This is a genomic window from Pararhizobium sp. PWRC1-1 (assembly GCF_049897905.1).
Lineage (GTDB): Bacteria > Pseudomonadota > Alphaproteobacteria > Rhizobiales > Rhizobiaceae > Pararhizobium.
The window spans coordinates 44,406-61,462 of sequence record NZ_JAFCXE010000012.1 but is presented as its reverse complement, the minus strand read 5'-3'; the positions used below and the strand labels follow the sequence as shown (position 1 = coordinate 61,462).

Annotated in this window: 18 protein-coding genes; 11 read left to right on the top strand and 7 right to left on the bottom strand. The window is 59.9% G+C overall.

Annotation, left to right across the window (positions count from 1 at the left end):
- Window positions 1–38 precede the first annotated feature (38 nt).
- The 4 genes from ykgO (at window position 39) to ACP7E0_RS18770 (ending at window position 2,889) form a co-directional block, all read left to right on the top strand.
- The gene (gene ykgO, locus ACP7E0_RS18785; RefSeq protein WP_113242037.1) at window positions 39–164 is read left to right on the top strand and encodes a type B 50S ribosomal protein L36; all 126 of its coding nucleotides are present in this window, start codon (window positions 39–41) and stop codon (window positions 162–164) included.
- 175 nt (window positions 165–339) lie between these two features.
- Window positions 340–933 (top strand): tetratricopeptide repeat protein, encoded by a 594-nt coding sequence (locus ACP7E0_RS18780; protein ID WP_426126791.1) that lies wholly within the window; start codon window positions 340–342, stop codon window positions 931–933.
- A 112-nt stretch (window positions 934–1,045) separates the two neighbouring features.
- Window positions 1,046–2,068 carry an alpha/beta fold hydrolase gene (locus ACP7E0_RS18775; protein ID WP_426126790.1) on the top strand — a complete coding sequence of 341 codons (1,023 nt, stop codon included), beginning with the start codon at window positions 1,046–1,048 and terminating at the stop codon, window positions 2,066–2,068.
- Window positions 2,069–2,154: 86 nt separating this feature from the next.
- Complete coding sequence (locus tag ACP7E0_RS18770; RefSeq protein WP_426126788.1) at window positions 2,155–2,889, top strand: hypothetical protein; 735 nt, start codon at window positions 2,155–2,157, stop codon at window positions 2,887–2,889.
- Window positions 2,890–2,959: 70 nt separating this feature from the next.
- Here the strand turns inward: ACP7E0_RS18770 and pyk are convergent, their stop codons facing one another.
- On the bottom strand, window positions 2,960–4,399 hold the full coding sequence (gene pyk, locus ACP7E0_RS18765) for a pyruvate kinase (protein ID WP_426126786.1): 1,440 nt from the start codon (window positions 4,397–4,399) through the stop codon (window positions 2,960–2,962).
- A complete protein-coding gene (locus ACP7E0_RS18760) occupies window positions 4,399–4,851 on the bottom strand; it encodes a DUF1036 domain-containing protein (RefSeq protein ID WP_426127032.1) in 453 nt (150 codons plus the stop codon). Before ACP7E0_RS18760 ends, pyk begins: the two co-directional genes overlap by 1 nt.
- Before the next feature lie 216 nt (window positions 4,852–5,067).
- Between ACP7E0_RS18760 and ACP7E0_RS18755 the strand changes: the two genes are divergently transcribed.
- The 3 genes from ACP7E0_RS18755 (at window position 5,068) to ACP7E0_RS18745 (ending at window position 6,590) form a co-directional block, all read left to right on the top strand.
- A complete protein-coding gene (locus ACP7E0_RS18755) occupies window positions 5,068–5,862 on the top strand; it encodes an N-formylglutamate amidohydrolase (RefSeq protein ID WP_426126784.1) in 795 nt (264 codons plus the stop codon).
- A 19-nt stretch (window positions 5,863–5,881) separates the two neighbouring features.
- Window positions 5,882–6,187, top strand: coding sequence for a DUF1244 domain-containing protein (locus tag ACP7E0_RS18750; protein ID WP_426126782.1), 306 nt, complete (start codon window positions 5,882–5,884; stop codon window positions 6,185–6,187).
- 139 nt (window positions 6,188–6,326) lie between these two features.
- Window positions 6,327–6,590 (top strand): DUF2312 domain-containing protein, encoded by a 264-nt coding sequence (locus tag ACP7E0_RS18745; RefSeq protein WP_113317095.1) that lies wholly within the window; start codon window positions 6,327–6,329, stop codon window positions 6,588–6,590.
- 124 nt (window positions 6,591–6,714) lie between these two features.
- Here ACP7E0_RS18745 and msrA read toward each other — a convergent pair whose 3' ends face one another.
- The 4 genes from msrA to ACP7E0_RS18725 all read right to left on the bottom strand — a co-directional run bounded on the left by msrA (window position 6,715) and on the right by ACP7E0_RS18725 (window position 11,584).
- Window positions 6,715–7,236, bottom strand: coding sequence for a peptide-methionine (S)-S-oxide reductase MsrA (gene msrA / locus ACP7E0_RS18740; RefSeq protein WP_426126780.1), 522 nt, complete (start codon window positions 7,234–7,236; stop codon window positions 6,715–6,717).
- The gene (msrB, locus tag ACP7E0_RS18735) at window positions 7,236–7,682 is read right to left on the bottom strand and encodes a peptide-methionine (R)-S-oxide reductase MsrB (RefSeq protein ID WP_426126778.1); all 447 of its coding nucleotides are present in this window, start codon (window positions 7,680–7,682) and stop codon (window positions 7,236–7,238) included. Before msrB ends, msrA begins: the two co-directional genes overlap by 1 nt.
- Before the next feature lie 286 nt (window positions 7,683–7,968).
- Window positions 7,969–9,849, bottom strand: a complete 1,881-nt coding sequence (locus tag ACP7E0_RS18730) for a DUF882 domain-containing protein (protein WP_426126776.1) — start codon at window positions 9,847–9,849, stop codon at window positions 7,969–7,971.
- A 184-nt stretch (window positions 9,850–10,033) separates the two neighbouring features.
- The gene (locus ACP7E0_RS18725; RefSeq protein WP_426126774.1) at window positions 10,034–11,584 is read right to left on the bottom strand and encodes a sigma-54-dependent transcriptional regulator; all 1,551 of its coding nucleotides are present in this window, start codon (window positions 11,582–11,584) and stop codon (window positions 10,034–10,036) included.
- Window positions 11,585–11,788: 204 nt separating this feature from the next.
- Here ACP7E0_RS18725 and ACP7E0_RS18720 point away from each other — a divergent pair, with 204 nt between their 5' ends.
- From ACP7E0_RS18720 to ACP7E0_RS18705, 4 genes are read left to right on the top strand one after another with little or no spacing between them, the layout of a single operon-like run.
- Window positions 11,789–13,651: a M3 family oligoendopeptidase gene (locus ACP7E0_RS18720; RefSeq protein ID WP_426126772.1), complete on the top strand. Its 1,863-nt coding sequence runs from the start codon at window positions 11,789–11,791 to the stop codon at window positions 13,649–13,651.
- A gap of 29 nt (window positions 13,652–13,680) precedes the next feature.
- Window positions 13,681–14,838, top strand: a complete 1,158-nt coding sequence (locus ACP7E0_RS18715; RefSeq protein ID WP_426126770.1) for an aminodeoxychorismate synthase component I — start codon at window positions 13,681–13,683, stop codon at window positions 14,836–14,838.
- Window positions 14,835–15,626 carry an aminotransferase class IV family protein gene (locus tag ACP7E0_RS18710; RefSeq protein WP_426126769.1) on the top strand — a complete coding sequence of 264 codons (792 nt, stop codon included), beginning with the start codon at window positions 14,835–14,837 and terminating at the stop codon, window positions 15,624–15,626. Before ACP7E0_RS18715 ends, ACP7E0_RS18710 begins: the two co-directional genes overlap by 4 nt.
- Window positions 15,627–15,628: 2 nt before the next feature.
- A complete protein-coding gene (locus ACP7E0_RS18705) occupies window positions 15,629–15,913 on the top strand; it encodes a YciI family protein (RefSeq protein WP_426127030.1) in 285 nt (94 codons plus the stop codon).
- Between the two features lies 1 nt (window position 15,914).
- Here the strand turns inward: ACP7E0_RS18705 and ACP7E0_RS18700 are convergent, their stop codons facing one another.
- Window positions 15,915–16,823: a GGDEF domain-containing protein gene (locus tag ACP7E0_RS18700; RefSeq protein WP_426126767.1), complete on the bottom strand. Its 909-nt coding sequence runs from the start codon at window positions 16,821–16,823 to the stop codon at window positions 15,915–15,917.
- Window positions 16,824–17,057 lie beyond the last annotated feature (234 nt).

Here is a 17,057-nt window from a genome sequence, read left to right as displayed (position 1 = left end):
GGCGAATTCAAAAGTCGCCGAAACTGCGGATCAGAAAAATGAAGATCAAAAATTCGCTTAAGTCGCTGAAGTCCCGTCACCGCGAAAACCGTCTGGTTCGCCGCAAGGGTCGCGTCTACATCATCAACAAGCTGAACCCGCGCTTCAAGGCCCGTCAGGGCTGATCCATCGTGCGCGCCGGAAGTTTGTGCTTTCGGAACGACTACGTATGGATTGAGTGCGCTCGGATACGCCTGCTTTCAACAAAGCCGGCTTTCCAAGCGGTTCATCAGTTTGATGTCTCAAATTTGATTTGATCTTCGGCCATGGCGGACTACCTTATCTGCCATGGTTAAACTCATGTCTTCATTTTTGATTCTCGGCGGCATGCTGGCTGCATCCATCGCCAGCCCCCTACCGGCCTTTGCCGCTGATGCAGCCCAGGCCTCGGTGGCGTCTGAACTGACGACGCCCAAGCAGCGGCTCGATACTCTCTTTGCCGAATTGAAGCGGGAACGCGATCAAGACAAGGCACGCGAGATTTCCAACCGGATTCGCGTGGAGTGGCAGGATTCCGGCAGTGCCACCGTCAATCTCCTGATGCAATGGGCATCAAAGGCCGTCGAAACCAACCGGCAGGCAACGGCGCTGGATATTTTCGACCAGGTCATTACCCTCTCCCCGCGCTATATCGAAGGCTGGAACCAGCGGGCGACGCTGCACTACCAGATGGGCAACTACCGCAAGTCCATGTCCGACATCAATCAGGTGCTGGCGATCGAACCCCGTCATTTCGGAGCGCTTGCCGGGATGGCCGCGATCCTTACATCCTCTGGGCAGGATGAGTTGGCACTGCGCGCCTGGGAACAATTCCTCGACATCTACCCCGCCGACCGCAAGGCGCAGGAGCAGCTTGGCGAGCTGGAAGAAAAACTTGCCGGCGACCGCACATAATTCTGCCTGCCCGGCGAAACCGTAGCGCCCTCTTTTTCGTATCGGACGATAACCGGCCCATTCGGCCGATTGCCCCATCCGGCCGATGGGCAAGCGCGCGGAAGAGTGATTGATGAATTTGGTTTTCAGGAAAGTCATGCTGTTCGTTGCATCCTTCTTCCTTGCCGCCCTCGTCACAGGGTTCGGCTTCAGCTCCTATCAGGCAGCGGCCTTCGAACGCGACAATCCCAATAGCGGCGAACGGATCGATGTCGGCGGCTACCGGATGAACAGCGTCTACGTGCCGCGCGCGAAAAGCGCTGATCTCCCCACCCTGGTTTTCATCCATGGGGCGAGCGCCAATCTGCGCGACCCGATGGTTGCCTTCAGGAGCAAGCTGGAGGGCCGCGCCGACATGCTGTTCCTCGACCGTCCCGGGCTAGGCTTCTCCGACCGCGGCGGCCCGCAAAATGCCTATCCCGACGGTCAGGCCGACGCGATCGCTGCCTTGATGAAAAAACGCGGCATCAAGAAAGCCATCATCGTCAGCCACTCTTTCGGTGGCGCGATTGCCGCCACCTTCGCTCTCAATCACAAGGACATGGTGGCCGGCCTGCTGTTTCTGTCCCCGGCCACCCACCCCTGGCCTGGCGGCATCGAATGGTATTACCGCGTCACCAAGACGCCGGTGCTCGGTTGGTTGTTTGCCACACTCGTGGCACCTCCCATCGGCCTTGCCTCGATCGACAAGGCGACCAAATACGTCTTTGCGCCCAATCCGCGTCCTGACAGCTATATCGAGGACACGGCCGCCTACCTGGCGATCAGGCCCGCCGCCTTTCGCAACAACGCCATCGATATCGCCAATCTCCTCGACTACGTAAAGCGGGTCTCGCCGCGCTATAAGGAGATCAAGGCCCCGACCGTGATCATCACCGGCGATGCCGACCGCGTCGTCCTGCCGGAGATCCACTCGCGGCAACTGCATGAAGAGATTGCAGGCTCGACACTGCTGCGCATCCATAATCTGGGCCACAAGCCGGATTACATCGTCACGGATTTGGCGATTGCCGCAATAGAATCGCTGGCCGGCAAGAAGCGTGACCTCAACGCACTCGCAGCAGAGGCAGAGGCGGGAATTACGGTGGTAAACTAACTAGTTTCAGCAGCTTAACCGCTAGCACGCCAGCCTCATGCAAGTTGCCGATTGCAACGTGCGGCCTTAATCTGGAGGTCCCATTCATGCAAACCGGCGGTATAGCCACAACCTACCCCTTCCGAACCACGACGGCGACAGCAGGGACATCCTCTGCCGGGGTGGCGGCCGATACGCAAAGCCTGCGGGACCGGGCGCTCGACATGCTGAAAAGCACGGCAGAAACTGATGCCGACGACATGAAGGCGCGGGCCAGGCAAAAACTGGATGATGCCAAGAAGCAGCTGGAATACCTCCGCCGCTGGAATTTCGATCCAGAAATCCTGGCCCGGCAGGCAGGCCATCTGGCCCGCGAAGTCGGCGCAGCAGCCAAGGACTTTGCAGCGGCGGTTTCTTCAGCCGGATCAACCACAGGAGCGGCGGCGTTCGGCTCCATAGAGGCGCAAGTAACGCTGTCCGGGCCGTCCGATGCGCAGACCGCTGGGACGACCGACAACGCTGAAGACGACATGTCCTTTGCCCAGAAGGCCTATCAGGACACGATGAAGGATGGCACGGAGCAACAGACCGTCTCCGCCGATGACCGCAAGACGCTTGAGGAAATCAAGGCCGTGGCGCATGAGATCAAGGCCTTGCTTGAAGAGGCCGTGCGCCGGATGCGTGAGCAGAAGAATGCCGACCAGAATGCCATAAGCGAAGCGCAGAAGTCCGGAGAGAGCCTGAACCAGGCAATCGAAGGCCTGAACGCCGCGCTCGGCAGCGGCTCTCCAGCTGGAGCGCCAAGCATGATGATCGCGATCCCCGCCAGCATCACCATCTGACCAGCCAGACCACAAAACAGAAAAACCGCCGGATCGCTCCAGCGGTTTTTTCATGAACCTAGAGCTTGTCTCAGACGCCGCTGAGGCCGTCGGAGCCGATATAGGCGATACGCAGCATGTTGGTGGCACCCGGGGTTCCGAGCGGCACGCCGGCCGAGATGATCACCCGGTCGCCCGGCTTGCCGAAACCTTCGGTGGCAACGATGCGGCAGGCGCGGTTGACCATGTCGTCCAGATCGGTCGCATCGGACGTGACGACGCAGTGCAGGCCCCAGACGACGGAGAGACGGCGGGCCGTCTGGATAACCGGAGACAAGGCCAGGATCGGAACCTGCGGACGCTCGCGCGCGGTACGCAGGCCGGTCGTGCCGGACGACGTGTAACAGACGATGGCCGAAAGCTTGAGCGTCTCGGCGATCTGGTGAGCGGCCAGCGAAATCGCATCGGCGCCGGTTGCTTCCGGCGGGGTGCGCTGGGCGTAGATGATGCCCGGATAATGCGGATCGGTTTCGATCTTGCTGGCAATCGACGCCATGGTCGCAACCGATTCCACCGGATAATCACCGGAAGCAGATTCGGCCGACAGCATGATCGCGTCTGCGCCTTCAAACACAGCGGTCGCAACGTCGGACACTTCGGCGCGGGTCGGGACCGGAGCGGAGATCATCGATTCCAGCATCTGCGTGGCGACGACGACCGGCTTGCCGGCGCGGCGGGCAGCGCGGATCAGCTGCTTCTGCAGGCCAGGGACGGCCTCAAGCGGCATTTCAACGCCAAGGTCGCCACGGGCAACCATCAGCGCATCGGAAAGCTCGATAATTTCGTCGATGCGTTCGATTGCCTGCGGCTTTTCGATCTTCGACATCAGGCCGACGCGGCCGCGTGAAATCTTGCGGACTTCGGACAGATCCTCCGGACGCTGAATGAACGACAGCGCGACCCAGTCGACATCCTCGGTTTCGAGAACGGCGTCGAGGTCGGCACGGTCTTTTTCGGTCAGAGCACCAACGCTCAGCAGCGTATCGGGAAGGCTGACGCCCTTGCGATCGGAAATCTTGGTGCCGGCGATAACGGTGCAGACGATGCTCTTGCCATCGGACTTGTCAGCGCGCAGATGCAGCTTGCCGTCGTCGATCAGCAGGCGGTGGCCGGCCTTGACCGATTCAAGGATTTCCGGGTGTGGAAGGTAGACACGGGTTGCGTCGCCCGGCTCATCCTTGTTGTCGAGGGTGAAGGCCTGGCCGGGAACCAAGTCGACCTTGCCGGCGACAAACTTGCCGACGCGCAGTTTTGGTCCCTGTAGGTCGGCCAGAATGCCGATCGGGCGGCCGCAGCGCGCCTCGACATTGCGGATGCGCTTGATCAGCGTGCGCATCATGTCGTGGCTGGCATGGCTCATGTTGATCCGGAAAAGATCAGCCCCCGCCTCATGCAGCTTCTGGATCATCTCTTCTTCGCCCGATGCCGGTCCGAGCGTTGCGAGGATTTTGACTTTTCTATTCCGCTTCATCAGTTGTGGCTTTCTTGAGTCCCTGGGGTATCGGACAACTGAACCATCCAGCTTCCCTGACGCCCCGTGTCGTATTCCTTGAACCCCATCCGCTGAAAACCGCGCGCGAAGCAATCCTGCACGCCCGTCACTTTGAACTCGTTTTCGGCAACGCACATATTGACGTCACCTGTCCAGCGTCCACCGCGAGCCGCATCTTCAGCATAGAGGTAATAGTATCGTGATTGGAGTTCACCCTCGATCAGGGTGGCGCACGTTGTCGCGGGCACCTGCCACCAGCCTTCGGTGATCCAGCCTTCCTTGGCACGGTAGCCGATAGCCACGCCGACCAGATTCTGCGTACCATTGCAGACGCGGAACTCGGCGCGGGCTTCATTTGCGATCAGGGCCGGCGAAAACGCGGTAAGAACGAAGAGGAGAATGGTGCTTAAGGACCAGTTCCGCAGAGTCAGCCTGGAAAAAGGATATCTGGACACGGTTTCCAATGGGTCTCCGTTGGGATTTGTCGAGGGACTTTCTTGCGACGGTAGGGCTTGAATGTCAACGCGACTCTAATCGATTACATCTGGCTTTTTGTTGACCGAAACATCGCAAATTCGCGATTGCCTTGCGATATCGACAACAGCATGCCATCAAATTTTGTCAAGGATGAAACAAGTTGATACTGTATGCCCCAAACATCACCATTCGACATCATTGAAGGCGACCCGGCGCAAGGACTGGTCATTCTTGCCGATCACGCCACAAACCACCTGCCACCGGAATATCAACGGCTCGGCCTTCCGGAAAGCGCTTTCGCGCGCCACATCGCCTATGACATCGGCGTCGAGGCGCTTGTCCGCCGGCTGGCGGCGCGGCTGAACGTTCCTGCCGTCCTCAGCTGTTTTTCGCGGCTGCTGATCGACCCCAACCGGGGCGAGGACGATCCGACGCTGATCATGAAGATTTCCGACGGTGCAATCATTCCCGGCAACCACCCGATTACACCGGAGGAATGGAACGCACGCCTCAATCGCTTTCATCGCCCATATCATCAGGCCGTTTCGCAGACGATCGCATCCGTTGGCGCAGCAAGCGGCAAGGCGCCGCTGGTGATTTCCATCCACTCCTATACCCCAGCCTGGAAAGGCGTACCCCGCCCCTGGCATGCTGCCGTTCTCTGGGACAGCGATCCGCGCGCGGTTACCCCGCTGATCGAAGCGCTTGAAGTGTCCGGCGATATCCTTGTCGGCGACAACGAGCCCTATGATGGCGCCCTGCGCGGCGACACGATGTTTCGCCATTGCATGGAAACCGGCCTCGCCCACGCCCTGATCGAAGTGCGCCAGGACCTGATCGGCGACGATAGCGGCGTGGCCGGCTGGGACGCCCGGCTTGGACCCATCCTTGCAAATTTGAATGCCCGCCCCGAATTGCACGAAATCAGGCGTTATCCATCGCGCACCGGACCCTATACGTTCTGACAGCTGAAAGAGACCGACGATGAGCGACCTGACACCACAACAACAGCTTGAATTCGAAGCCGCCGCCTTTCGCCGCCTCGTTTCCCACCTGCGCGAACGCAGCGATGTGCAGAATATCGACCTGATGAACCTTGCCGGATTTTGCCGCAACTGCCTGTCCAACTGGTATCGCGATGCGGCCAACGCTGCGGGCGTCGACATGGACAAGGAAGCTTCCCGCGAGATCGTCTATGGCATGCCGTACGAGGAGTGGCGGGCGCTCAACCAGCGGGAAGCCTCCGGCGAACAGAAGGCGGCCTATGAGGCAAGCAAGCCCAGGGAATAACGCCCGCTGCAGCCCGTTCGGGCCGAAAATCAGCGCGATGTTACGCAATGTCACTTGACCTCGACCGCACTTCGCGGCAGGTCACAGCCTCACAAATTCAGTCCCACCCTCATTGATATCCCCCAACAAGGAGAACACCATGTCGGATGCCCACGGCGTCGCACGCGACCAGCTTCGTTCGTTCATCGAGCGCATCGAGCGGCTGGAAGAAGAAAAGAAAACCATCGCCGACGACATCAAGGATGTGTACGGCGAAGCAAAGGGCACCGGCTTCGACACGAAGATCCTGAAAAAGGTCATCGCGATCCGCAAGCAGGACAAGGACGAGCGCATGGAACAGGAAGCCATCCTCGACACCTATCTCGCAGCCCTTGGCATGATCGAAGCCCCGGACGCCGCATAAAACCATCTCACGATGGATGCCGCCCCAATCGATACGGTTGGCGGGCATCAGACATCAAAAAGGCCGGTCTCGACCGGCCTTTTATCGTTCTGAAACGATAGCAAACTGAATGAAAAGAAGCGCCTCAGGCCGCCGCTTCGTTACTCTTGTCTCGGTGCGGCAGTTTCCAGCCGGGACGGATGAAATGGCAGGTATAGCCGTTCGGTATCCGCTCCAGGTAATCCTGGTGCTCGGGCTCGGCTTCCCAAAAATCGCTGACGGGTTCCACTTCCGTTACCACCTTGCCCGGCCACAGGCCGGAGGCATCGACATCGGCAATGGTTTCCAAGGCAACCCGCTTCTGCGCATCGTCGGTATAGTAGATCGCCGAGCGATAGCTGGCGCCCGTGTCATTGCCCTGACGGTTGGCCGTCGACGGATCGTGAATCTGGAAGAAGAATTCCAGCAGATCGCGGTAGCTGATCCGCGTGGGATCGAACGTGATTTCGATACCTTCTGCATGATTGCCATGGTTGCGGTAGGTCGCATTCCTGACGTCGCCGCCGGTATAACCGACCCGTGTCGAGATGACGCCGTCATAACGGCGAATGAGGTCCTGCATGCCCCAGAAGCAGCCGCCGGCCAATACTGCGCGTTCGGTTATCATCAGATATCCTCCACCTGAGAGAGATAGTCACCATAGCCTTCCAACTCCATCTTGTCGCGGGGGACAAAGCGGAGAGAGGCCGAGTTAATGCAATAGCGCAATCCGCCGCGGTCGCGCGGACCGTCTGTAAAGACGTGCCCGAGATGGCTGTCGCCGTGCTTCGAGCGAACCTCGGTCCGTGCCATCCCATGCGATACATCGCGCAGTTCGGCGACATGGGCCGGCTCGATCGGCTTGGTAAAGCTTGGCCAGCCGCAACCGGATTCATATTTGTCGGATGACGCGAACAAGGGTTCGCCGGAAACGATATCGACATAGATGCCCGGCTTCTTGTTATCGTTATACTGCCCGGTACCCGGCCGCTCCGTGCCGTTCTCCTGCGTGACGCGATACTGTTCGGGAGACAATTTCGAAATCGCTTCCGGGGTCTTGATGTACTTCGGCATTCGCACACTCCTTGTCCGTTTTACACGGGAACGTCCCTCACGGCCTTCCATTTCCATGCGCCGCTGGCTGCGAACCAAACACATCACAGCAGAACGGGAAACGCGTCTCCGACGAAGGGGATGACGGTGATATAGGAAGGCAAAATCGCTTTCGCCACACCGTTCAAAGCCAAAAGAGGCCCTCAAACGCCGCAAACGCACACTTTCATGTGATATCAGCGCGCTGATGCGGACAACAAAAAGCCCGCCGTCACCGGCGGGCCTTGTCGAGGTTCAATCTCAACAATCAGTTGGTGCTGAATTTCTTCACTTCGAGGAAGTTGACGGCGGTGCCGCTGAACCGGGCCGTGTCGGTCGCAACGGCTTCGTTCGAGAACCCCGCCGAATAGACCGTCGTCGGCGAAGCGCGCAGCGCCTTGCTGACGAAGCGCGGCGCCTTGACCGGCTTGGACAGGGTCGCCATGCGGCCGTTGGTCAGAGCCCAGGAGGAGATGATCTGCTGGGTCAGCTTCGGCTCGGTGCGAACCGACGAGCGGGTCGCGGCATCGGCCTCCTGCTTCTTCGGGCGCTTGCCCTTGGCAGGCGCCTCGACATTGCCATCGAAAGCATCGTCAAACACTGCAGCGCGCGATGCGGCAGCCGATTGCGGCACGAACGCAGCCATTTCCACCGGCTGTTCCTGCTGCGTCGGCTGTGCCAGTGCAACATGTGTCTGGGCAACGCGCGTCTGTGCCTCGGCTGCGGCTTCCACCGGCTGCTGCGCCAAGGCAACGGCCTGCGGCTGTACCCGTTCGGCAAACGACGGGACGGCAACATTGGCGTCGGCCACGGCCATCAGCGCTTCCTCGCCTGCAGGGCGCGCGCCTGGAACAGGCACAAAGCCGAGGGCTGCAACATCTTCAGGCAACACCGCCGCATTCGGATCGGTCGAGGCCATCAGCGTATCGGCACCGGCATCGCCGTTCGCGCCACGCTTGCCGAGCATCTGAGGCACCGGAATCTTGTAGGCGGTCAGATCGGCATATTCGCTTTCGGTGGTTGCAGCCGGCGCCGGCAAAGCTGCAGCCCACGCTTCCTGCGAGGTTTCCTTGGTCGGTGCAACAAGTGCCGTCTGAATACCGGCGTCGGCATCCTTGAAGGCCGGTCTTACGCCCGGAACCGGAGCGGCAACGTCCTTCTGCTCCGCGGCTGGCTGCTGGACGGAATTATCGACGCCTGGAAGGGCCTGTTCTGCAGCAGCGACCTGCGTAACTTTCGCCTTGGCGACCGGCTGCTCGTCAGAGCCTTCAAGATCGGCACTGGCGATTGCGTTGGGTTCTTCATCCTCGTCGCCACTGCCGCCGCCAAACAGCATGGCAAACAGATTGCCCTTGCGCTTGGTTGTATCCTTGTCGCCGGCACCCTTGGTGCCGCCACCCGCGACTTCGATGCCGCTGGCACCGACGCGGCGCTTGTAGTCTGCAACAGCCAGCTCATACCCCGGCAACGGCTTGCCGTCGGCCGGAACATGCAGGGTCTTGCCGTCGGGAAACAGCCGGACGAGTTCGTTGCGGTTCATGCGCGGCCAGGCGCGAACACCGCCGACATCCATGTGCACGAAGGGTGAGCCGGACGTCGGATAATAGCCGACGCCGCCGACCTGGAACTTCATGCCGATTTCGCGCAGAGCCTTCAGCTTGACGTCGGGTATATAGAAATCCATCGCTTTGCCGAGCATATGCTGGCTCTTCTTGGCGACACCCTTGGAGCGCGACCGTAGCATGCCATTGGTGGCCGGCGAGCGATAGGCGGACACCACGTTGATATAATCGCGCGAACCGCTCTTCTGGTAGACTTCCCAGACGAGATCGAGAAGACGCGGGTCCATCTTCGTCGGCTCGTTGCGGCGCCAGTCGCGCAGGAAGCGGTTGATCTCCTGCAGCCCCTTGGCGTCGTAGCGGCCGTTACGCTTGTAGGTGATCGACGCCTTTTCCTTGGTATGAATGTAATAGAGCTTGAGCGTCCGCGTCTGGCCGGCCGCCTCTACGGGCGGCGCGAAGCCAGGTGTGACCATGGACGCTGCGATCAGAAGCGATGCGAGAACGCGTGGCACCTTACGGGCTACCGCGGCGCAAAAGCGGGTGATCCCGGAGCCGTTAGGCTTCTTGAATCCAAACAAATTTTGCAAACTCAATCCCCGTCCGACGGACAATGCGTCCCGTGGCTGATCAGATGACTGTCAATTGCGGTGACAGCATGGCAAATATGCCACAGTCATCGGTTATCCTTATAATATAGTGAATGGTTCACTAACAAGGTCTAAACGACAACATCCAAATACGACGGATCGTGACGGATTGTTATCCCTGGTTTTACGCGGCCTCGCTGAACGGATCATCCGGATTAATGCCGTAATCCTTGAGTTTGCGGTATAATGTCGAGCGCCCGATGCCGAGCTTGCGGGCCACCTGGCTCATCTGGCCCCGGTAGAATTTCAGCGCAAACCGAATCAGTTCCTCTTCCACATCGGCCAGCTTTCGCACATTTCCGCCGTCATCGACGCTCGCAATCGCGTTTTCGGAATGCTGATCGGGCGCTGCATTGCGCAGGTCAACCTTGTCGGCAGCGCTGAAATGCGGATAGACCGGCGGCAGATAATTGGCGTCTGTGACCGTTCCCTTTGCCGGCCCGGTTTCCTCCCAGGTAAAACCCGACTTCTCCGCGACGACATAGCCGGGGATTTGCGTGGCAATCTGCGGAAAATCCTTCACCGTCAGTTCGGCGCCCTCAGCAAGCACCACAGCCCGGAAGATCGCATTTTCCAGCTGGCGGATATTGCCCGGCCAGTCATAAGCCGTGAGCAGTGCCATTGCTCCGCTCGACACCGAAAGCGGTGACGCAAGCCGCTGCTCAAGCGCGAACCGCTCGACGAATGTCCGCACCAGAACCGGAATATCTTCCTTGCGCTTGCGCAGTGCCGGCATGGCTATCGGGAAGACGTTCAGCCGGTAATAGAGGTCTTCACGGAAGCGGCCTTCACGGACTTCGTTGATCAGGTCCTTGTTGGTGGCCGAAATCAGCCGGACATTGACCTTCTGCGGATGGCGAGCGCCGATCGTTTCGATCTCGCCCTGCTGAACTGCTCTAAGCAGCTTCACCTGGACGTCGAGTGGCAGATCGCCGATCTCGTCAAGGAACAACGTGCCGCCATCGGCATCGGCAAATTTGCCGGAATGTTTTTCGGTGGCGCCGGTGAAGGCACCCTTCTCATGGCCGAAGAGAATGCTCTCGACCAGATTGTGCGGAATGGCGCCGCAATTGACCGTGATGAACGGCTTGCTGGCCCGTTCGCTGGCATGCTGGATGGCCCGGGCGACCATTTCCTTGCCGACCCCGGATTCCCCTTCGAGCACGATCGGAATGTTGGACTGCGCAGCACGGCGCGCCAGATCGAGCACGCGGATCATCGCCGGGCTGGCCGAGACGATATCGTCGAACCCGACGGTACCGCTGCGCGAGCGTTTTGGCGCACGGCCGCTCTTGCTTTCGCGGTGATCCATCTTCAGCGCGTTGGTAATCGCAACGGAAAGGCGCTCAGGCGACACCGGCTTCACGACGAAATCGAACGCGCCGGCCTGCATGGCAAGAACAACTGTCTCGATACCGCCCTGCCCCGTCTGCACGATAACAGGCGTATCGATGCCGCGCTCGGCGATCGCCTCGAGAAAACCGTGGCCGTTCATTTCCGGCATCATCAGATCGAGAAGGATGACGCTGATCAGCCCGCGCTTGCGCTCCAGCAGTTCCAGACCGCTGCGTCCGTTGTCGGCGAGATGGGCAATATGACCGAGCCGCTCGATCATGTTCGTCAGCAGCCGGCGCTGAACCGGATCGTCATCGATGACGAGAATTTGGGATGTCATGAAGGCCTCCTGCTTTCCGCATAGAACCCGATCGCCACATCATGTGCCGTATCGTGAGAAACATTCCTGTCAGAAAGGCCTGAAAATCCTCTTTTGAGAAATGCTTGCATTTTATCCATTGCCGACGTTAGGTCATGGCCCCATATCCGCCCTCTGCTTCGCCGCCCGAATCCGGGCCGGCATCGACAAAAAGAGTGATCGTCCATGCATCATTTTCCCGGTTCCCAGACATCTTCGCGCATCGGCCTGTCCGCCTCGTCCGGTGGCGCACATGCGGCGGAATTGGGCGATCTGCCGTCCTGGAAGCTGGAAGATCTCTACCCCTCGGCAAGCTCGACCGAATATCTCGGCGACCTGGAAAAGGCTGACACGCTGTCCAAGGCCTTCGAGGCCAAATGGAAGGGCAAGCTGGCGAATGCAGCCACGCTTGCCGGTGACGATGGCATCGGCGCGGCGGTGCGGGAATACGAAATTCTCGAAGACCTGATGGGCAAGATCGGCTCCTTTGCCGGCCTCACCTATTTCTCCGATACGTCCAATCCGGCCAACGGCAAGCTCTATGGCGATGCCCAGGCCAAGTTGACCGACATGGCGAGCCACCTCCTGTTCTTTGCGCTGGAGCTGAACCGGATCGACGACGCCGTCATCGATACAGCGCTCGAAACAGATGCACTGGCGGCCCATTACAAGCCGTGGCTCGTCGATCTGCGCATGGACAAGCCCTACCAGCTCGACGACAAGATCGAACAGCTCTTCCTTGAAAAGTCCATGACCGGCGCCAGCGCCTTCAACCGGCTGTTCGATGAAACCATGGCGGCGCTGACATTCAATGTCGATGGCGAAGAACTGCCGCTCGAAGTGACGCTCAGTATGCTGCAGGAGGCCGACCCGGCTACCCGCAAGAAGGCGGCGCAGGCGCTGACGAAAACCTTCAGGGACAATATCCGTATCTTCACGCTGATCACCAATACGCTCGCCAAGGACAAGGAAATTGAAAACCGCTGGCGTAGCTTCGAGGATATTGCTGACTTTCGCCACCTAGCCAACCGCGTCGAGCGCGACGTGGTCGATGCGCTGGCCGCGGCCGTCAAGGATGCCTATCCGCGCCTGTCGCACCGCTACTACGCGATGAAGGCCAAGTGGCTCGGCATGGAGCAGATGGAATTCTGGGATCGCAACGCGCCTCTGCCGGAAACGCCGGCAACGCTGATCCCCTGGAGCGAAGCCAAGGAAACCGTGCTGTCGGCCTATGCCGGCTTCGAGCCGGAAATGGCCGATATCGCCCGCCGCTTCTTCGACGGCGGTTGGATCGATGCGCCGGTTCGTCCGGGCAAGGCACCGGGCGCCTTCGCGCACCCGACCGTACCGTCGGCGCATCCGTATGTGCTGGTCAACTATATGGGCAAGCCGCGCGACGTGATGACGCTCGCCCACGAGCTTGGCCATGGCGTGCATCAGGTTCTGGCCGGTGGCCAGGGCGCGCTGATGGCATCGACACCGCTGACGCTGGCCGAAACAGCCTCCGTCTTCGGCGAAATGCTGACTTTTCGCGCCCTTCTTGACAAGACGAAAGACAAGCGCGAACGCAAGGCCATGCTCGCCCAGAAGGTCGAGGACATGATCAACACGGTCGTGCGACAGATCGCCTTCTACGAATTCGAACGCAAGGTCCACACCGCCCGCAAGAACGGCGAACTGACCGCCGACAATATCGGTGAGCTGTGGCTGTCGGTGCAGGAAGAAAGCCTCGGCCCGGCCATCCGGATTTCCGAGGGCTATGAGACCTATTGGGCCTATATTCCCCACTTCATCCATTCGCCGTTCTACGTTTACGCCTACGCCTTCGGCGATTGCCTGGTGAATTCGCTCTATGCCGTCTACCAGAAGGCCGAAACCGGCTTCCAGCAGAAGTATTTCGAGCTTCTGAAGGCCGGCGGCACCAAGCATCACTCCGAGCTTCTCGCCCCCTTCGGCCTCGACGCCACCGATCCGTCGTTCTGGGCACAGGGCCTGTCGATGCTGGAAGGGCTGATCGACGAGCTTGAGGCGCTTGATAAACAGGCGTAAATCAAGATTCTGCATCGGCGATCAATGGCATGACCGACACCGGCCCCTATGTCCTGTTCCGGGACGACAGCGAAGACAGAACGACTGTCTTTGCCGAGCCGTCGCGTGTGATCACCGCCCATACCAAGGCGGAGTTCTGGCGCGGCCTGAAGGACATGGAAGCCGCTCACAAGGCCGGGAAATGGCTGGCCGGCTTCATGAGCTACGAGGCGGGCCATCTGTTCGAAGAGAAGCTCGCCCCCTTTGCCGAGGAAAACCGCCGTACGCCGCTGATGTCGTTCGGCGTATTCGACGGTCCTGCTGAACGACACGCATTGGCAGAGCCGCAACGCCGCATCGAAAACGAACCCTTCATCACCGGACCCCGCGCCAGCTGGAATTTCGACAGCTACAAGCAACGCTTCGACCGGCTGCATCAGCATCTGCGGCAGGGGGATTGTTACCAGGCGAACCTGACCATGCAGGTCAACGCCCGCTGGAACGGTGATCCGCTGGCCGCCTTCTGGTCGCTGATCGAGCGGCAACCGGTGAAATACGGCGCGCTGGTTTCGCTCGGTGGTCCTACCCTTCTGTCGCGCTCGCCCGAACTGTTCTTCCGGATCGATAAGGACGGCTGGATCGAGACGCATCCGATGAAGGGAACGGCACGGCGCGGCGCAACGCCTGCGGAAGATCAGGACCTGATCCGCGAAATGCGGGAGGACCCAAAATCGCAGGCCGAAAACCGTATGATCGTCGACCTCTTGCGCAACGACATTTCCCGCATAACCGAAGTCGGCACCCTCGATGTGCCGAGATTGTTCGACATCGAGACCTATCCGACCGTGCACCAGATGGTCAGCCATGTCCGCGCAAAACTGCGGCCCGATATTGGCATCACACAGATTTTCGAAGCGCTCTTTCCCTGCGGCTCGGTCACCGGCGCGCCAAAAATGCGTGCAATGGAAATCCTCCATGATCTGGAAGACGGACCGCGTGACGCCTATTGCGGCTCGATCGGCTTCATCGCGCCAGATGGTACAATGCGCTTCAACGTCGCCATCCGCACGCTGTCGCTCTTTCCGGAGGGTGAGGCCGTCTTCAATGTCGGCGGCGGCATCGTTTTCGATTCAACCGCCGAATCCGAATATGACGAATGCCTGCTCAAGGCCCGCTTCGCCGTCGGCGGCGCCTGGATCGACCGATGAGCGATTTCTCGCTGATCGAAACCATGCGCTGGGAGCCCGGCACCGGCATCGTCCGCCTGCGGCTGCATCTGGCCCGGTTGAAGCGTTCGGCAGGACGGCTGGGGTTTTTGGGTGCGGATAAAGCGGCGGAAAAGCTGGCAGAGGTGCTTGGGGAAAGTTTACCCCCCTCTGCCCTGTCAGGCATCTCCCCCTCAAGGGGGGAGATTACCGAAAGCCAATCCCGTCTGAGAGGTGACTCCGATTTGATCTCCCCCCTTGAGGGGGAGATGTCGGCCGGGCCGACAGAGGGGGGTAACCCCATCAAGACAACAACCGGTACCACTGCCCTTCGCGTCCGCCTGACCCTCAGCCCCACCGGCGAAATCGCCATCACCACCGCGCCGTTCTCCCCTTTGCCGGAGGAGATCGTGTGGCGTGTCGCCCTCGCCTCGGCCCGGCTCGATTCCACCAACAGGCTGCTGCGCCACAAGACCACCCGGCGCGACATCTACGAGGCCGCGCGCAAGGAATACCCGGCCGAAATCGCCGATGAGGTCTTGTTGCTCAACGAAAAGAACGAGCCATGCGAGGGCACGATCACCTCGATCTTTCTCGATGACGGCTCCGGCACCCTGAAAACACCGCCGATCGCCTGCGGCCTTTTGGCTGGCGTGTTGCGGTCCGAGCTGATCTGCGCGCGCCGCGCCCGCATCCAGCACCTGACACTGCCCGACCTGCAAACCGGCACGCTCTATATGGGCAATTCGCTGCGCGGGCTGATCCGCGCAAAACTCTTGACCGGGGACTGACCATTTTCATCCTATCGCTAACTTACACGGCCGAAATGTCCGAGGTGGACCGCCATATCGAGCCGCATATGGACTGGGTGAAGGATGGCTATGACACAGGTGTCTTTCTCGCATCGGGACGGAAGAACCCGCGCACCGGTGGGGTGATTTTCGCACATGGTACAAGGGTTGAAATCGAGGCGCTGGTGGCCGCAGACCCGTTCACCGTCCATGGCGTTGCCGAGTATGAGGTCACCGAGGTCGCGGTCACCCGGACTGCACCCGGTCTCGAAGGACTGACGCAGTAATTCAGCGGGCGCCGACCGCCATCCGGTCGCGACCGGAATGTTTGGCATCGTAGAGGGCAGCATCAGCGCGCGAGTAGATTTCCTTGGCCGTCTCGCCCGGCTGCAAGGCAGCAATGCCCGCCGAGCAGGTATAGGAAAACAACGGTACTGAGAGCAGCGGCCGGGCCGTGCGCACCGTTTCCAATACCCGAGCGACGATCCATTCACCTTCGGCCAGCGTCGTTTCCGGAAATATCAGCATGAACTCCTCACCGCCGATGCGTCCGAAACAATCGTGCCGCCGGACGATCGGATGGACCCGCCGGGCAAAGTCCAGCAGGATCTCGTCGCCGGTCTGGTGGCCGTAGAGATCGTTGATCCCCTTGAAGAAGTCGATATCGAGAATGGAGATGCAGCCGTTGACAGGACCGTCCGCCGGCTGGCTGCGGATCATCGCCGCCAGCTGTGCCATCATGTAGCGGCGGTTGGAGATGCCGGTCAGCTCGTCGGTCTGCGATGCCTTCAGCGCAAAATCGCGATCTTGCCGCAGCGTCCGTTCGTCGGCGCGCAAATGGGTGATGTCATTGGCGATGCATAGCATCCAGCCACTGCGATTGACGGTCTCGGTCATCCACAGCCAGCGGCCGTCGACCAGATCGGTCTCGAACGCCCTGAACGGCACCTTGCCGCGACGCGACTGTGCGGAAACGACCCAGGCCTGAAAATCCGGCACGCTGATGACTGTGCCACGACCGAGAGCATGATTGCGCCGCATCAGATCCGGCCAGAGCGGCGTTTCCGTGTCATCGAGCGCAAAGGCTGTGCGAAAAGCCCTGTTGGCATAGCGCAGGCGATCCTGCTGATCGTAAAGCCCGATAAAGGCTTCAGTGTCATCCCGCAGTGACGCCAGTCTCGCCTGTAAGTCATCCATCGCACAGATTCCGTATCACCGCATTCATGGTAGCAGCCATATCGTTCACCATGTCAGAATAATCCGGATTGTGAGGCTTCCTCCCGGTAAGCAATTCTTATGCTTAATGAAATCTTTCTATATGCTTCAGGGTGAGACAAAGGTTGCTATCCGAAACCGATATCAACATCCTTTGACTGCCCGATGACGTTTCGTGGCACGCGACAAAGCATGACACCCAAGCCAAAACGCGAA

Coding starts and splice junctions, on each gene's coding strand:
- ykgO (WP_113242037.1), top strand. CDS start 39: ATGAAGATCAAAAATTCGCTTAAGTCGCTGAAGTCCCGTCACCGCGAA.
- ACP7E0_RS18780 (WP_426126791.1), top strand. CDS start 340: ATGTCTTCATTTTTGATTCTCGGCGGCATGCTGGCTGCATCCATCGCC.
- ACP7E0_RS18775 (WP_426126790.1), top strand. CDS start 1,046: ATGAATTTGGTTTTCAGGAAAGTCATGCTGTTCGTTGCATCCTTCTTC.
- ACP7E0_RS18770 (WP_426126788.1), top strand. CDS start 2,155: ATGCAAACCGGCGGTATAGCCACAACCTACCCCTTCCGAACCACGACG.
- pyk (WP_426126786.1), bottom strand. CDS start 4,399: ATGAAGCGGAATAGAAAAGTCAAAATCCTCGCAACGCTCGGACCGGCA.
- ACP7E0_RS18755 (WP_426126784.1), top strand. CDS start 5,068: ATGCCCCAAACATCACCATTCGACATCATTGAAGGCGACCCGGCGCAA.
- ACP7E0_RS18750 (WP_426126782.1), top strand. CDS start 5,882: ATGAGCGACCTGACACCACAACAACAGCTTGAATTCGAAGCCGCCGCC.
- ACP7E0_RS18745 (WP_113317095.1), top strand. CDS start 6,327: ATGTCGGATGCCCACGGCGTCGCACGCGACCAGCTTCGTTCGTTCATC.
- msrA (WP_426126780.1), bottom strand. CDS start 7,236: ATGATAACCGAACGCGCAGTATTGGCCGGCGGCTGCTTCTGGGGCATG.
- msrB (WP_426126778.1), bottom strand. CDS start 7,682: ATGCCGAAGTACATCAAGACCCCGGAAGCGATTTCGAAATTGTCTCCC.
- ACP7E0_RS18725 (WP_426126774.1), bottom strand. CDS start 11,584: ATGACATCCCAAATTCTCGTCATCGATGACGATCCGGTTCAGCGCCGG.
- ACP7E0_RS18720 (WP_426126772.1), top strand. CDS start 11,789: ATGCATCATTTTCCCGGTTCCCAGACATCTTCGCGCATCGGCCTGTCC.
- ACP7E0_RS18715 (WP_426126770.1), top strand. CDS start 13,681: ATGACCGACACCGGCCCCTATGTCCTGTTCCGGGACGACAGCGAAGAC.
- ACP7E0_RS18710 (WP_426126769.1), top strand. CDS start 14,835: ATGAGCGATTTCTCGCTGATCGAAACCATGCGCTGGGAGCCCGGCACC.
- ACP7E0_RS18700 (WP_426126767.1), bottom strand. CDS start 16,823: ATGGATGACTTACAGGCGAGACTGGCGTCACTGCGGGATGACACTGAA.